The organism is Salibacter sp. (assembly GCF_031581065.1).
Taxonomy (GTDB): domain Bacteria; phylum Bacteroidota; class Bacteroidia; order Flavobacteriales_G; family Salibacteraceae; genus Salibacter.
The window spans coordinates 74,303-89,077 of record NZ_JAVLBN010000004.1 but is presented as its reverse complement, the minus strand read 5'-3'; the positions used below and the strand labels follow the sequence as shown (position 1 = coordinate 89,077).

General features: G+C 40.1%; 16 protein-coding genes. 11 read left to right on the top strand and 5 right to left on the bottom strand.

Translation table 11 applies throughout. The features are described from left to right. Positions 1–55: 55 nt before the first annotated feature. The 7 genes from RI557_RS02140 (at position 56) to folE (ending at position 5,592) form a co-directional block, all read left to right on the top strand. Complete coding sequence (locus tag RI557_RS02140) at positions 56–943, top strand: MerR family transcriptional regulator (RefSeq protein WP_310666981.1); 888 nt, start codon at positions 56–58, stop codon at positions 941–943. 157 nt (positions 944–1,100) lie between these two features. Then, positions 1,101–1,604 carry a sigma-70 family RNA polymerase sigma factor gene (locus tag RI557_RS02135; RefSeq protein WP_310666980.1) on the top strand — a complete coding sequence of 168 codons (504 nt, stop codon included), beginning with the start codon at positions 1,101–1,103 and terminating at the stop codon, positions 1,602–1,604. A gap of 3 nt (positions 1,605–1,607) precedes the next feature. Continuing rightward, positions 1,608–3,083, top strand: coding sequence for a phytoene desaturase family protein (locus tag RI557_RS02130; RefSeq protein ID WP_310666979.1), 1,476 nt, complete (start codon positions 1,608–1,610; stop codon positions 3,081–3,083). A gap of 3 nt (positions 3,084–3,086) precedes the next feature. Then, positions 3,087–3,923 carry a phytoene/squalene synthase family protein gene (locus tag RI557_RS02125; protein WP_310666978.1) on the top strand — a complete coding sequence of 279 codons (837 nt, stop codon included), beginning with the start codon at positions 3,087–3,089 and terminating at the stop codon, positions 3,921–3,923. 65 nt (positions 3,924–3,988) lie between these two features. After that, positions 3,989–4,516, top strand: coding sequence for an isopentenyl-diphosphate Delta-isomerase (gene idi, locus RI557_RS02120; protein WP_310666977.1), 528 nt, complete (start codon positions 3,989–3,991; stop codon positions 4,514–4,516). A gap of 4 nt (positions 4,517–4,520) precedes the next feature. Further along, positions 4,521–4,931: a 6-carboxytetrahydropterin synthase gene (locus RI557_RS02115; RefSeq protein WP_310666976.1), complete on the top strand. Its 411-nt coding sequence runs from the start codon at positions 4,521–4,523 to the stop codon at positions 4,929–4,931. Continuing rightward, the gene (gene folE, locus RI557_RS02110; RefSeq protein WP_310666975.1) at positions 4,891–5,592 is read left to right on the top strand and encodes a GTP cyclohydrolase I FolE; all 702 of its coding nucleotides are present in this window, start codon (positions 4,891–4,893) and stop codon (positions 5,590–5,592) included. Before RI557_RS02115 ends, folE begins: the two co-directional genes overlap by 41 nt. 3 nt (positions 5,593–5,595) lie before the next feature. Here the strand turns inward: folE and RI557_RS02105 are convergent, their stop codons facing one another. Further along, a complete protein-coding gene (locus RI557_RS02105; protein WP_310666974.1) occupies positions 5,596–6,516 on the bottom strand; it encodes a hypothetical protein in 921 nt (306 codons plus the stop codon). Positions 6,517–6,550: 34 nt separating this feature from the next. On the opposite strand from RI557_RS02105, the gene RI557_RS02100 reads away from it, so the two are divergent. The 3 genes from RI557_RS02100 to RI557_RS02090 are packed head-to-tail and all read left to right on the top strand — an operon-like array spanning position 6,551 to position 9,405. After that, positions 6,551–7,234 carry a ComF family protein gene (locus RI557_RS02100; RefSeq protein ID WP_310681761.1) on the top strand — a complete coding sequence of 228 codons (684 nt, stop codon included), beginning with the start codon at positions 6,551–6,553 and terminating at the stop codon, positions 7,232–7,234. 28 nt (positions 7,235–7,262) lie between these two features. Further along, complete coding sequence (locus RI557_RS02095) at positions 7,263–7,751, top strand: GAF domain-containing protein (RefSeq protein ID WP_310681759.1); 489 nt, start codon at positions 7,263–7,265, stop codon at positions 7,749–7,751. Next, on the top strand, positions 7,735–9,405 hold the full coding sequence (locus RI557_RS02090; protein ID WP_310681757.1) for an Ig-like domain-containing protein: 1,671 nt from the start codon (positions 7,735–7,737) through the stop codon (positions 9,403–9,405). The genes RI557_RS02095 and RI557_RS02090 overlap by 17 nt, the downstream gene beginning before the upstream one ends. On the opposite strand, the gene RI557_RS02085 is transcribed toward RI557_RS02090, so the two are convergent. The 4 genes from RI557_RS02085 to RI557_RS02070 all read right to left on the bottom strand — a co-directional run bounded on the left by RI557_RS02085 (position 9,384) and on the right by RI557_RS02070 (position 13,670). Continuing rightward, positions 9,384–10,181 carry an amidohydrolase gene (locus tag RI557_RS02085; RefSeq protein ID WP_310681754.1) on the bottom strand — a complete coding sequence of 266 codons (798 nt, stop codon included), beginning with the start codon at positions 10,179–10,181 and terminating at the stop codon, positions 9,384–9,386. The genes RI557_RS02090 and RI557_RS02085 overlap by 22 nt on opposite strands. A 53-nt stretch (positions 10,182–10,234) precedes the next feature. Then, positions 10,235–11,650 carry a leucyl aminopeptidase gene (locus RI557_RS02080; RefSeq protein ID WP_310681752.1) on the bottom strand — a complete coding sequence of 472 codons (1,416 nt, stop codon included), beginning with the start codon at positions 11,648–11,650 and terminating at the stop codon, positions 10,235–10,237. A gap of 46 nt (positions 11,651–11,696) precedes the next feature. Next, entirely contained in the window at positions 11,697–13,241 is a 1,545-nt protein-coding gene (locus RI557_RS02075; RefSeq protein WP_310666968.1) for an aldehyde dehydrogenase family protein, read from the bottom strand. 63 nt (positions 13,242–13,304) lie between these two features. Continuing rightward, positions 13,305–13,670, bottom strand: a complete 366-nt coding sequence (locus RI557_RS02070; protein WP_310666967.1) for a response regulator — start codon at positions 13,668–13,670, stop codon at positions 13,305–13,307. 203 nt (positions 13,671–13,873) lie between these two features. On the opposite strand from RI557_RS02070, the gene RI557_RS02065 reads away from it, so the two are divergent. Further along, complete coding sequence (locus tag RI557_RS02065) at positions 13,874–14,722, top strand: DUF2911 domain-containing protein (protein ID WP_310666966.1); 849 nt, start codon at positions 13,874–13,876, stop codon at positions 14,720–14,722. Positions 14,723–14,775 lie beyond the last annotated feature (53 nt).

Below are 14,775 nucleotides of genomic sequence, written 5' to 3'. Positions count from 1 at the left end.
AATACCGTTGTTTAAGTTTGTGCCCTCAAATTTTAAACAACCTAAACTATACGTTTTGTCACGTTACTCAATCAAAGATCTGGAAAAATTATCAGGCGTAAAGGCTCACACCATTCGAATATGGGAGAAGCGATACGGTTTACTGGAACCTCAACGCACCGATACAAATATCAGATTTTACGATGATGATCAACTAAAGTTCATCTTAAATGTGTCGATTTTAGTGGGTTTGGGATTTAAAATATCCCGTATCAGCCACATGACTAAAGACGAGCTGAACCGCGAAATCGAAAAGCATTTAGTTGAAGAGTCACAGGCTCAAAATTTGGCAAACGAGCACAGAGTGAATGGCTTAACTGTTTCAATGATCGAGCTCGATGAGTCGAGATTTAACAATATCTATATCTCGGCTCTGACCGAGATCGGTTTTCACCAAACACTTTCTAAAATCATTTATCCATTTTTAGAAAAGGTTGGTATTATGTGGGGAATCAATGAAATAAACCCCGCTCAAGAGCATTTTATCTCTAGCCTCATCAGGCAAAAGGTTATCGTTGAAATAGACAGACTCCCCACAAAACCTGACAAAGTAGAGAAAGTCATGCTTTTCCTCCCTGAAGATGAACTTCATGAGCTCGGACTTCTTGTTGCCCAGTATTTCATTCGCAAAGAAGGCTACAAAACATACTATTTAGGCCAAAACGTTCCTTATCAGGATTTACTTCAAGTTGGAAAAATTACAAATCCTGATATTTTACTCACTTTTTTTGTGACTAGTATTCAACCAAAAGATGCCGGCTCATATATTGAGCGTCTTCACAAAGACTTTTCAACTAAAAAAATATGGCTTGGTACTCGCCCCGAAATGCTTGAAAAAACTGAGATCCCGGCCAACCTCACAATACTCAATTCAATTGATAAGCTCCTCGAATTAATCAAGTAAATTATTGCTTTGGCAGCTCACCATAATTAAAGGTTATGAGTGTTATTATTATTTTTGTTCAACCTTTTTTGTTTTTAATTAAACAAAAGCATGTAATAACAAATAATTTTCCCTAGATTTGTTTAAACTTTTGAAAAAATTATTAAACACATAGATTATGGCTAAGTACAATTTCAATAAAGAACTCCTATCACTAAGGAGGCCACTGAACTATTTTGCTCTTCAACTAACTTCAAATCAAGAAGATGCCAACGACCTACTTCAGGAAACAATGGTAAAAGCTATTGCCTACAAAGACAAGTTCAAAGAGAGAACGAATCTCAAGGCCTGGGCATATACCATAATGAAAAACACTTTTATCAACAACTACAGAAGAGCTGTCAAAGCCAACACGATTATTGACAAAACAGAAGATCTTTATTACTTAAACGCAGCACCTAAAAGTGATAAAAATGCTCCTGAAACAACTTACGCATACAAGGAAATCAGAAAGAAGGTAAGTGCTCTTGAAGATGAGTACCGCGTTCCTTTTGAAATGCATTACCTCGGTTACAAGTACAAAGAAATAGCTGATGAGCTCGGTTTACCAATAGGAACTGTAAAAAGTCGTATCTTTTTAGCCAGAAAAAAATTAATGGAAGTACTAAAAGATTACCGATAAGCATTGAATAAAAAAGTAATTGTTATAGGAGCCGGTTTTGCCGGACTCTCCTCAGCAGCCTGCTTAGCGAAAGATGGCTACGATGTAACCATCCTTGAAAAAAACGAATCTGTTGGTGGTCGTGCACGACAGTTTAAAGCAGCAGGCTTCACATTTGACATGGGTCCAAGTTGGTACTGGATGCCTGATGTCTTTGAAAATTTCTATAATAAATTCGGGTACACAACCAGTGATTTGTATGATCTCCAAAGGCTAGACCCGGCATATAAAGTTCATTTTGGCGAAAACGATCACGTGGATATTCCCGCCAACTTTGATGAACTTGTAGATCTATTTGAATCGATAGAACAAGGTAGTGGTCAGAACCTTAAAAAATTCCTCGATCAGGCCGAATACAAATACCAGGTAGGCATCAACGACCTCGTTTACAAACCCAGCAAATCACTTACTGAGTTCTTTGATTGGCGAATAGTCTCAGGAGTATTCAAAATGGATCTATTTAAGAGCATAAGTAGTGAAATCAGAAAGCTTTTCAAAAACCCAAAACTCATTGAGCTTCTCGAATTTCCTGTGCTTTTCCTGGGAGCAAAGCCACAAAACACACCGGCTCTTTACAGCCTAATGAATTATGCAGATTTAAAACTTGGAACCTGGTATCCAAAAGGCGGAATGCACAAAATAGTTGAGGCGATGGAAAAAATTGCCCGGGAACAAGGTGTCAAAATTGAAACAGGTGTTGAGATCGATCGGTTTGAATACAACAATGGAACTATTACTTCTGCTATATCAGGCTCTGACCGTTATGATGCTGATGCGTTTGTTGGTGCCGGTGATTACCATCACATAGAACAAAAATTAGTCGATAAAAAATACCGAAATTACTCTGAAGATTATTGGGACAAAAGAACAATGGCTCCTTCTTCATTGCTTTTCTACATAGGCGTTGACAAAAAACTAAAAAACCTCAATCACCACAACTTGTTCTTTGATGAAGATTTTACCGTTCACGCTCAGGAAATCTATGATGATCCTAAATGGCCATCAAAACCACTTTTTTATGTGTGTGCTCCCAGCATAACTGATGAAACTGTAGCTCCCAAAGGGAAAGAAAATTTGTTTATATTAATCCCAACAGCGCCAGACCTTGAAGATACCGAGGAAATGAGAGAGCGTTATTACAAAATTGTAATGGATAGATTAGAAAAGCTCACAAAACAAAAAATTGATGAGTCTGTTGTTTACAAAAAAAGCTATGCACACAAGGATTTCAAAAACGATTACCACGCCTTTAAGGGTAATGCTTATGGTTTAGCTAACACCCTTAAGCAAACTGCAATTTTGAAGCCTTCTATGCATAGTAAGAAATTGAAAAACCTGCTCTTCACAGGTCAGCTAACAGTTCCCGGGCCCGGTGTTCCTCCATCGCTAATTTCGGGACAAGTTGTAGCTAAAGAAGTTGCTAAGAGCCTAAAACAATAAATTATGAAAGCCTTATTTGACGAAATCAGTATTAGGAGTTCGCGAATGGTGACTAAAAAGTACAGTACTTCTTTTTCACTCGGCATCTTGTTTTTGAACAAAGACTTTCGCGACCCTATTTATTCAATTTACGGATTTGTTCGCTTTGCTGATGAAATCGTTGATACTTTTCATGAGTACAACAAAAACGACTTGCTAGTCAAATTTAAGGCTGACACCCATCAGGCTATTGATGAGGGCATTTCACTCAACCCCATTCTCAATTCATTCCAGCACACGGTCAGATCCTATGATATCGACCTGGAGCTTATCGACACTTTCCTCAAGAGTATGGAGATGGATTTGCACAAAAAGCAATATTCAAAAGATAAGTACGAAGAGTATATCCTTGGATCAGCTGAGGTGGTTGGATTGATGTGTTTGAAGGTTTTTGTCAATAATGACAAGGCTCTTTACGATGAGCTAAAACCTTATGCAATGAAATTGGGCTCTGCATTTCAAAAAATCAATTTCCTGCGCGATTTACACGAAGACTATTGTGAAATGGGGAGAGTTTACTTCCCTGGTGTTGAAATGAAAGAATTCAATGAGGAGTGTAAGAGAGAGATAGAGGAAGACATTAAAAAAGATTTTCAAATTGGTTTTGAGGGAATTAAAAAGCTTCCTAAATCATCGAGTTTTGGTGTATATGTAGCTTACGTGTATTTTTATTCGTTGCTCAAGAAAATACAAAATACCCCAACTAACACTATCCTGTACAAGCGCGTTAGAATCCAAAACAGTAAAAAAATAGTACTGCTATTGAGGTCTTACGTTCTGCACAGTTTCAACCTTCTTTAAATTCATGCGAATTTGTTTCTTTTGCAATGGGATTTTTCCCGCATAACGCTAATGCATATCGAGCTTTGAGTGAAGAAAGAGTAATTCTCGTCAATGAAAAGGACGAAGAAATTGGATTGATGGAAAAAATGGAGGCCCACGAAAAAGGTCTTCTCCACAGGGCATTTTCCGTATTTGTATTCAACGATAAAGGAGAGATGCTCATCCATCAAAGAGCAAAGCACAAATATCACTCTGGAGGTTTGTGGACAAATGCATGCTGTAGTCACCCGAGGAAGGGAGAAACAAATGATGAAGCTGCTCACCGCAGGCTAATGGAAGAAATGGGATTTGACTGTGAAATTGAAAAAGCGTTTGAATTTGCTTACAAAGCTGAACTCGATAAAGGTTTGAGTGAACACGAATACGATCATGTATTTTTAGGTAGATTCAACGGCACGCCAAAGATTAACCCCGATGAGGTTGAGAATTATAAATGGGTTGATCAACAATCTTTGTTGATGAACGTTAATAAAGAGCCTGAATCTTATACTGAATGGTTTAAAATGGCTATTGATAAGGTTTACAGGCATCTTGAAAAAATAAAAGTTTAATTCAGTGAAAGTTACCGTAAACAGAAAAGCTCACTTCAACGCAGCTCACAGGTTGCATAACCCTGAGTGGGGATCTGACCGAAATGAAGAGGTTTTTGGGAAGTGCAACAATCCCAATTATCACGGTCATAATTATGAGTTGGTTGTTTCGGTAACAGGTGAAATTGATAAAGAAACGGGTTACGTAATCGATATCAAAGAGCTGAAAAACCTGATTAAAGAAGAGGTAGAGGAGCCATTTGACCACAAAAACCTCAACCTCGATACAAAAGAATTCAAAGATCTAAATCCAACAGCTGAGAATATTGCTGTTGTGATTTGGAATAAACTTCGCGATAAACTCAAAAGTGAGCTCGCGTTAAAAGTTACACTTTATGAAACTCCAAGAAACTTTGTTGAATACTGCGGAGACTAAGAACGGACACGAGAAAGAGGAAATTGAGAGTATTGGTGACGAGCATGTGAGTACGTCAAAAGAAACTCCGTTGAGAAGTGATGCTTTTGATCTTACAGATGAGGAGAAAATTCAAAAAATAGAACACCACTTCACCGAGATCATGAAAACGATGGGAATGGACCTGAATGACGACAGTCTCAAAGGCACTCCTCATCGCGTAGCTAAGATGTATATCAAAGAGATTTTTGAAGGTCTGAACCCGGAAAACAAGCCTCTCATCAAGCTTTTTGAAAATAAATACAAATACGGTGAAATGTTAGTTGAAAAGAACATCACCGTAAACTCTCATTGTGAACACCACTTTGTCCCGATTACCGGAAAAGCACATGTGGCTTACATTTCAAGTGGTCATGTGATTGGTTTGTCAAAAATCAATCGCATAGTTCGTTATTATTCAAAACGACCTCAAGTTCAAGAGAGGCTGACCGAGCAAATTGCAGAGGCGCTCAAAAACATTCTCAAAACTGATGATGTGGCTGTCGTAATTGACGCACACCACATGTGCGTGAGCATGAGAGGGATTGAAGATAAAAACTGCTCAACGGTTACATCTCACTTTAGTGGTGACTTCAAAAAGAATGACACTCTCAGAAATGAGTTTTTGAGATATACCAGCTAAACTCTATTTCAACTCAAATGTCGTAGAGCCGATTTTCATTTTATCAGCATAAGCTTCGATCGTGTAAATACCTTCATCGAGTTCGTCTTTGACATCCCAAAACATGCAAACATCGAGCTCACGGTTTTCGTAGTAAACGATCTTTTTGACAGTGTAAAGCCCTTTTGTATCATCGAATTCAAACATATTTGATTCATCAGTGCGTTCAGCTAACACCTGTCCGTTTGGACTGATAATTCTAACATAAACATTTCGTTCGCCTTCTTTGGCAATATCGTTTTTCTCAAGCGTGAAGCACGTTTTGATTTTTTCAGCACGCCCCGCTCTGCTCGTCTCTTTCATCGTACCCATGATGTTGCTACGCTGAGCAAAAGAAACCATGTTTAAAGCGTTGAGCTTTGCACCAATTTTCACTTTTTCCTGGAGTTCGGTTTTCTCTGTTTCGAGATTCTCATTTCGTTTCTCAGTCTCTGTGAGTTTCTGTGAAACTTCAGCGTTTTTGGCTCTCAACTCAATGTTTTCAGTATTCAAAGAGTCGATTGTTTTCACATAACCCTTCATTATATCGCGGAGTGTAGAAGCTTCCTTGCGCAACTTGTAAATCGTCCATTCATTGTTTTTAGCCTGTGTAATGAGTTCTTTCACTCTTGCTTTTTCTTCCTCGAGTTGAGTCTTGATTGAATCATTATCCGTATCCAGCGAATCGTACTTCACCAACATATTTTCGAGATTCCCCACAACACGATCTCTCTCTTGCTGTACATCTTGTTTCATCGAAGAACAATTTGCCAGTTGATCCTTGAGCTGCATGTTGGAATAAAACAAATATCCGGCTCCCAAAAGAGCAAAGACTAACAGTGTAATCAATATGGAAATACTCGAATTGTTTTTTTTACTGTCTTTGTTACCTTCTTTGTTTTCCATGACTTTTATTAACTTTATGCTTTAAATCGCCATTATGCTTGACGACTTTGTTTCACTTATTTACCCTAATGTGTGTTCAGGCTGTTCACGCCCGCTTCTAAAACACGAAAATACAATTTGTTTACACTGTAAAACCAAACTCCCTTTTACTCATTTTCACGATGACCCTTACAATATGATTGAAAAGATCTTTTGGGGTAGGGTTCCGGTTGAGGCTGCGAGCTGCCTTGCATACTTTTATAAACGCGGGCTCATTCAAAATATGATGCACCAGCTCAAATACAAGGACCGGACTCAGGTTGGTGTTGACCTTGGTAAAATTGCCGGTTATCAACTCGCAAATTCAAAGAGATTTTCAGGAGTAGATGTGGTTATACCCATTCCCATGCATCCAAAAAAACGCAAAAAGAGAGGTTACAACCAATGCACTTATATAGCCCAGGGAATCGCTGAGCCGCTCAATGCAAAGGTAAATGAAGTGGCTCTGACCAAAACTGATGATACCGCCTCTCAAACAAAAAAATCGAAGTTCAACCGCTGGCTGAATGTAAAATCAGTATTCAATTTAGAACGCCCGCAAGATATTGAAGGCAAACGTGTATTACTTATTGATGATGTTGTGACAACAGGCGCAACACTTGAAGCAGCAGGCAAAACACTCCTTCAGGCAAAAAATGTGGAGTTAAATATTTTCACAATTGCTCACGCACGCAAGTAGCGCATTCAATCTTGCTATATTTGCACGCATGGCAGAATCGATTTCGGTAGTCAACAACCTCAAAAAAGAGGAAAAGTACGAGCAGCTAATTCCGCAAGTAAAAGCTTTAGTTGACGGTGAAACAAACCGCATCGCGAATATGGCGAATGTTTGTGCGGCTCTGAAAGAGGTTTTTAATTTCTTTTGGATTGGTTTTTACCTGGTAGAAAATGACCAACTCGTTTTGGGGCCATTTCAGGGCCCTGTTGCCTGCACCAGAATTTCTAAAGGCAAAGGTGTTTGCGGAACAGCCTGGAGTAAAAATAAAACAATGTTGATTCCGGATGTTGAACAGTTTCCCGGTCACATTGCATGTAGCGCTCAATCAAAAAGTGAAATTGTTTTACCTTTTTATAACGGTCAGAACCAAATAGCCGGAGTGCTCGACATTGACAGTGACCAGCTCAACTCATTTGACGAAACTGATTCTCAATATTTAGAAAAACTACTCAACGAATTACGTGAAGCACTCGGTTAAAACATATGCAGTTCTACTCGTGCTATCAGTTTTACTCGTGTGGAGCTGTGCCCAGCAAATGCCACTAACTGGCGGAGAAAAAGACACAACTCCACCAAAAATTGAGGAGAGTAGTCCGCGTAATTTTTCCACTAACTTCAAGGGAGATAAGATCGCCCTCACATTTGACGAGTTTATTCAGGTGAAAAGCCTTACACAAAACGTCATCGTTTCACCACCACTTAAATATCCACTGGAACACATAATCAAGGGAAAATCCGTCATTATTTCCATTAAAGACACACTCAAACCCAACACAACCTACAACTTCAACTTTGGCAAAGCCATTGTCGATTTAAATGAAAATAATCCTTTAGACAGTAACCTTTTTGTTTTTTCTACAGGTCCTGTCCTCGACTCACTCTCGATAAGCGGCCAGCTCAAAGATGCCTGGACACTGGAGCCTCAAAAAGATGTTCCTCTATACCTCTACCTCAATCACCACGACACGGCTGTACTCAAATCACGTCCCGATTACATCGGGAAAACAGACCAAAGCGGTAACTTCACCATTCCGTATTTACCCAAAAAGCCCTTTAAGATTTATGCTGTAGGCGATAAAGACCAGGACTATGAATACGATCCCTTTGCTGAACAATTCGCCTATCTTGAAGCTGTTGTCACCCCTGGCGATTCTGTCAACCTTGAAATGAAATCATTCACTGAGCAAGACACCGCTCAACGACTTCTCAAAACAGGAGGCATCCATTACGGACAGGCCTTTTTGAAATTTCAAAAATCTGCTGAGAATATCACGCTCAAGCCACTTGGAAAGCCTGTTAACTACATCTCTCGATGGAACGACTCAAAAGACAGCCTCACGATGTGGTTCCCTGATTACGCAAATCACGACACCATCCTGTTTCAGGTTCTGACCGATACCGTTTTAGACACGGCTGAGGTAGTCCTAAAACCAAAAGAAAAATTCATAGACAAAAAATCGAAGGAATCCTCAGTAAAATTCAGGCTCAAAAACAGTTACGACCTCGGCCAGTTCAGTTATTTTGATACACTCTGGTTTTACTGTGACCACCCGATTCAATCCATTGATAAAAAGAACTGGGTTTTTAGCGTGAATAACGATACTCTTTCGTGGGATTCGCTTTTGAAAAACGATGTTATTCGTTTCGGTCAGAGCCGGGATGACAGCCTGAGCAGTTTTTCATTGCTGTACGACTGGAAACCCGCCACATCTTACTCCATATCCATCCTCGATTCATCGATAAAAGATATTTTTGAACTTTCACACGACACACTTGAGATCGACATAAAAACCAAGAAATTCGAGGATTACGGTAAGCTCGCGCTCAACTTAAACCTTCCGGAGATCAATGGACAATACATCTACCTGCTACTTGACGACAATCAAAATGTTGCTAAAAAGCTTGTGGTAAAGCCAGATGAGAACATCGTTTTCCCACTTTTAGAACCGGGTAAATACAAATTCAAAATCATAGTGGATAAAAACAAAAACGGGAAGTGGGATACCGGCAACTTCTTTAAAAAGCAACAACCCGAGGCCGTTTTTTACTATCCCAAAACTGCCGATGTTCGCGCAAACTGGGAGGTTGAGCTCGACTGGACAGTTGAAGATCAAAGTTTGATTTCAAACTGATCACGATCGTTGAGAAACTTGAATTTCTCGCGCACCTCTTTTAGCTCCTCAGCATTGAGCTGGAAAGTTTGAACTGTTTCTTCATGCGGTTTAATCTTTGAAACCATTTTCCCAAGGGGATCAAATAGACCTGAATCTCCCCTAAACAGAACGTCATTTCCATCTTTTCCAACCCGGTTGACACCAATCACATAAGATTGATTTTCAATCGCTCTTGCCGGCAATAAAGTTCGCCATGCATGTGACCTGCGCTCTGGCCAATTAGCTATGTAAAAAGCTAAATCGTATTCCAAATCATTTCTGCTAAAAACAGGGAAACGCAAGTCGAAACAAATTTGAGGGAATATTTTCCAGCCCTTTAACTCAAAAACCTTTCGGTCAGATCCAGCCGAATAATGGTTTTGTTCTCCCGCCAGAGAAAAACGATGTCGCTTGTCGTAATGCTGGGCATTTCCATCAGGAGTTACCCAAAGTAACCGGTTGTAATAACTGCCGTCTTCTTCGATTATCGCACTACCTGTAATGCATGAATCAAAACGTTTTGCCTGATCTTTTAGCCAGGAAACCGTATCACCATCCATCGTCTCAGCATAATCTTCAGCTTTCATCGTAAAGCCCGTAGTAAACATTTCGGGAAGTACGATCAGGTCCGTTTCGCTGATGTTACTTTCCAGCAAATGATCAAACAGCATAAAGTTTGATGCTTTATCATGCCAGTTGAGTTCTGACTGAACTAAAGTGACTTTGAGATTTTCCATATTCGAGTAACGACTCAAGTTTTATCGTTGTTTGAAAGGCACAGCAAAGTTTTGCTGTACCTTTTTTCAAATTAAGCCAATGATTTCACAAAATCATACATCAATCTCACGCCTACTCCTGTACCGCCAACTGGTTTGTAGTCGTCAGCAGCATCGAGAAATGCAGGCCCTGCAATATCTAGGTGAATCCAGGGGTAGTCAGTAAAATGGTGAAGGAATTTCCCGGCTGTTACTGCTCCACCTATGGGACCGCCAACGTTCTTCATGTCAGCAATGTCAGATTTTAACAAATCTCCGTACTCTTCCCAAAAAGGCAATTCTGCAATACGCTCGTACACCTGCTCGCCACTTTTGTTGAGTGTCTTTTTGGTGTCGTCATCTGCGGTTCCGACCATTGCGACACCAAACGGACCGGTAATTGCTGCTGCAGCGCCAGTTAAAGTAGCGAAATCTACTACCAGTTGAGGATCGTATTTTTTCGCGTACACCAATGCATCTGAAAGGATTAAGCGCCCCTCAGCATCAGTGTTTTGGATTTCAATTGTAGTTCCATCACTTATTGTGATGACATCATCAGGAACAAGTGCGTTTTTATCAATTCTGTTATCCGTTGCCGGAACCAATCCAATAACATGAACGGGAAGTTTATTCTTTGCAATGGCATACATTGCTCCGGTTACAGCAGCACCTCCACCCATATCACTTTTCATGGATGACATGTTTTTGCCGCCTTTCAGGTTGTTTCCGCCTGTGTCATAAACAACACCTTTTCCAACAAGGACAATCGGTTGTTCGTTTTTTGCGTTTTCAGGCTTCCACTCCATAATGTTGAAAGTTGGCGGATCAATGCTACCTCTATTCACACCGAGCAATCCACCCATGTTGAGCTCTTTGATCACTGCTTCAGTCAGAACCTCAGCTACAAATCCTGAGTCCTTACCAGCTTTGATTATACGTTGCGAAAATTCCTGAGCATTGAGCGTAATAACCGGCTCGTTTACGAGGTCGCGAGCTAGAAAAACAGCCTGTGCTGTGTTACGAACCTCATCGAGCAGTTGCTGATCTATGTTATCAACGACTACGCCTATTTCTTTGAGTGATGATTCAACCTTGTTCTTCTTGTATTTTTCAAAAGAATAGCTCTGTAAAATAATTCCTTCAACAAAGGCGAGAACCTCTTCTTTGGTAATATCGCCAAGGGCTCTGACCGTGATTTTAGAAATCTTGTCACCATTCACTGCCTGGTGAAGTTTTGCCCCTGCTTTTCTCGCCTTTTCGAGCAATGCAGACTGGCTTCCTTCTTTCGAGTACCAGGAGAAAGAAGTGAATTCATCTCCGTGAGGAACGTTTGCAATTCCTTTCTCATCAGCATCCATTCTGCGTTTGAAATATGAAGCGGCCTCGTCATTGGCGTGGTGAATTTCCACATTTCTATGGCCAATGAGTATAAGACCACCATCTATGGCTTCGTTCTTTATTTCTATCATAATTGTTTCATTAAAAAAGCGCCCCGTTTAGGAGCGCTTTAGAGATTTAAATATCGAATTTAATACCCTGTGCTAACGGTAATTCTGAACCGTAATTGATGGTATTCGTTTGTCTTCGCATATATGCCTTCCAGGCATCAGAGCCACTTTCGCGACCTCCTCCGGTTTCTTTTTCACCGCCAAAGGCTCCGCCAATTTCAGCACCTGATGTACCGATGTTCACATTTGCAATACCACAGTCAGATCCAGCCTCAGAGAGGAATCGCTGTGTTTCGCGCATGTTGTTTGACATGATTGCTGACGAAAGACCTTGTTTAACACCGTTTTGAAGTGCAAGCGCATCTTCAACTTCACCTGTGTACTTGATTAAGTATAGGATTGGAGCAAAAGTTTCTTCCTGTACAATTTCAAAGTGATTTTCAGCTTCAACAATTGCCGGTTTTACATAGCAACCGCTTTCAAAGCCTTCTCCTTCGAGAACACCACCTTCAACAATGATATTTCCACCTTCTTCTTTGGCTTTATCGAGAGCTTTGAGGTAATTGTTGACTGCGTCTTTATCGATAACGGGACCTACGTGATTATTTTCATCAAGCGGGTTTCCGATCTTGATTTGCTTGTAAGCGTTTACGAGTGACTCTTTCACTTTATCGTAAATGTCTTCGTGAACGATGAGCCTGCGGGTTGAAGTACAGCGCTGTCCTGCTGTTCCAACGGCTCCAAACACAGCTCCCATGAGAGTCATGTTCAGATCCGCATCAGGAGTCACAATGATTGCATTGTTTCCACCTAGCTCAAGAATCGTTTTACCGAGGCGTGATGCAACTGTTTGTCCAACGATTTTACCCATTCTAATAGATCCGGTAGCACTAACAAGCGGAACGCGGTTATCTTTAGTCATCATTTCACCAACGGTGTAATCTCCGGTAACCAGGGTTGAAATTCCTTCTGGCATGTCGTTGTCACGGAGAACATCAGCTAAAACATTTTGACAGGCAATACCTGTAAGCGGTGTCTTTTCAGATGGCTTCCAAACAGTAACATCTCCACAAACGAGCGCTACTGCAGTATTCCATGCCCATACGGCAACCGGGAAATTAAATGCTGAAATAATTCCAACAATTCCCAGAGGGTGCCATTGCTCCTGCATTGAGTGCATAGGACGCTCAGACTTAATTGTGAGTCCGTAAAGCTGGCGTGAAAGACCTACTGCAAAATCACAGATGTCGATCATTTCCTGTACTTCACCAAGACCTTCCTGGTACGATTTACCCATTTCATAGGAAACGAGCTTACCAAGTGGTGCTTTATATTCACGAAGTTTATTGCCGAATTGACGTACTATTTCACCACGCTGCGGAGCCGGAAGTGATCTCCAGTATTGAAAGGCTTCCTGCGCCTGACCAATTGCTTTTTCATAATCTTCACGAGTGGTGGTTTTTACACTGGCAATTTCTTCAGCGTTTACCGGTGAAACTGAAGTGATAGGATCTCCACTTGCCCAGTGTTCTTTTCCCGAAAATGTTCCATCATTCACCTCGTCAACACCAAGTGTTTTTAAGGCTTCTTGAATTCCAAAATTATCTGCCATTGAACTCTGATTTTTTGTTTTCTAATTTGAGTTCAAAGGTATAAAAGATGTTCGGGTGAATAATTACGTAAGAGAATTGAGCATTTCTATTAACTCAGGTTTGCTAATTGGCTTGGCGAGATAATCAGTGAAGCCTTCATCGATAAACCGTTTCCTATCGCCCGACATGGCATAAGCAGTAGTTGCTATTACAGGTGTGTTAGCTAAATGATCGTATCGTTTTAACTTATGGAGTAGCTCTGTTCCATCGATATCATCTTCTCCAAGATTGATATCCATCAACACTGCAGCATATTCTTCTTCTTTTTCAGCAGACTCCAATACACTATCGCCATCCTGTAAGTTAACAATCTCATAATCAGCGCTAAGGAACTTCTTAATTATAAATGCATTAATCTTGTCATCTTCTACTACTAATACACGCTTCATTTCTGCTAGAATAAAGTTGATAAATCCCCTAAAACGGTAAAGGTAAAATTAATTTGAGTTCTTTTTACTTCAACGGAAGTCAAGATAAAGCTTTTTTACTTTCAATTAACGTGTTAGTCATCAGTATTGTTAAATTCCTTTTTAATTTAACTAAACCAATTTATTTTTTCGTTGTTTTGGTAGTCCAAACAAAAAATGAAATCATGAAAACACTTTATTCACTATCAGCAGTTGTACTTTTTGCGCTGGCAACTCTTTCAGTAAAAGCGCAAGACCTCCCAAAGCCGAGTCCTCACGCTGAGGTTTCTCAAACTGTGGGTCTGACCAATATTTCAATTGAATATTCCAGACCCGGAGTTAAAGAAAGAGATATTTTTGGCGAACTTGTCCCATTCGATAAAGTATGGAGAACTGGCGCAAATAAAGCGACAAAAATCACATTTGACACCCCTGTTACTTTTGGAGAAGAAAAAATTGAAGCCGGTAGCTACGCTCTCTTCACTATTCCTGCAGAGGACAGCTGGACAGTAATATTTAATACTGCAACAGAATCCTGGGGAACCGGAGACTACAGTGAAGAAAATGATGTTGCACGCATTGAGGTTGAGTCGATGGAAATGCCATACATGGAGAACATGATGTTCTACTTTGATGAGTTGAAAGACGGCAGTGCCAATTTAATTCTTCGCTGGGCTGAGTCTGGTATCTCTATTCCGGTAACAGTTGACTACAAAAAAATGGCAATGAAAAACATTGAAGCTGAATTTAAGAAATACAAAAATAAATTCAGACTTTACGACAATGCAGCCGATTTCTACATCGCCAATAACATGGATTTGGATCAAGCTATCGAATACGCTAAGAAATCAGTTGAGATGAATACTAAATTCTGGAACGTGAGAACACTTTCTGAAGCTTATGCTGCAGCAGGTAAATACAAAGAAGCTATCAAAGCTGCAGAGAAGTCATTGAAATTAGCCGATGAAGCAGAGTACGAACCTTATATCAAAATCAATAAGGAAAATATTAAAAAGTGGAAGAGTAAGATGTAATCACTCTTTTTAAGTATTTTTTCAGCAAGCCGGGTATTTATCCGGCTTTTTTT

Bases quoted from the DNA above. Each gene is read 5' to 3' on its own strand.
- RI557_RS02075 (WP_310666968.1), bottom strand. From the start codon at position 13,241: ATGGCAGATAATTTTGGAATTCAAGAAGCCTTAAAAACACTTGGTGTT.
- RI557_RS02105 (WP_310666974.1), bottom strand. From the start codon at position 6,516: ATGGAAAACAAAGAAGGTAACAAAGACAGTAAAAAAAACAATTCGAGT.
- RI557_RS02125 (WP_310666978.1), top strand. From the start codon at position 3,087: ATGAAAGCCTTATTTGACGAAATCAGTATTAGGAGTTCGCGAATGGTG.
- RI557_RS02135 (WP_310666980.1), top strand. From the start codon at position 1,101: ATGGCTAAGTACAATTTCAATAAAGAACTCCTATCACTAAGGAGGCCA.
- RI557_RS02100 (WP_310681761.1), top strand. From the start codon at position 6,551: ATGCTTGACGACTTTGTTTCACTTATTTACCCTAATGTGTGTTCAGGC.
- folE (WP_310666975.1), top strand. From the start codon at position 4,891: ATGAAACTCCAAGAAACTTTGTTGAATACTGCGGAGACTAAGAACGGA.
- RI557_RS02070 (WP_310666967.1), bottom strand. From the start codon at position 13,670: ATGAAGCGTGTATTAGTAGTAGAAGATGACAAGATTAATGCATTTATA.
- RI557_RS02065 (WP_310666966.1), top strand. From the start codon at position 13,874: ATGAAAACACTTTATTCACTATCAGCAGTTGTACTTTTTGCGCTGGCA.
- RI557_RS02095 (WP_310681759.1), top strand. From the start codon at position 7,263: ATGGCAGAATCGATTTCGGTAGTCAACAACCTCAAAAAAGAGGAAAAG.
- RI557_RS02080 (WP_310681752.1), bottom strand. From the start codon at position 11,650: ATGATAGAAATAAAGAACGAAGCCATAGATGGTGGTCTTATACTCATT.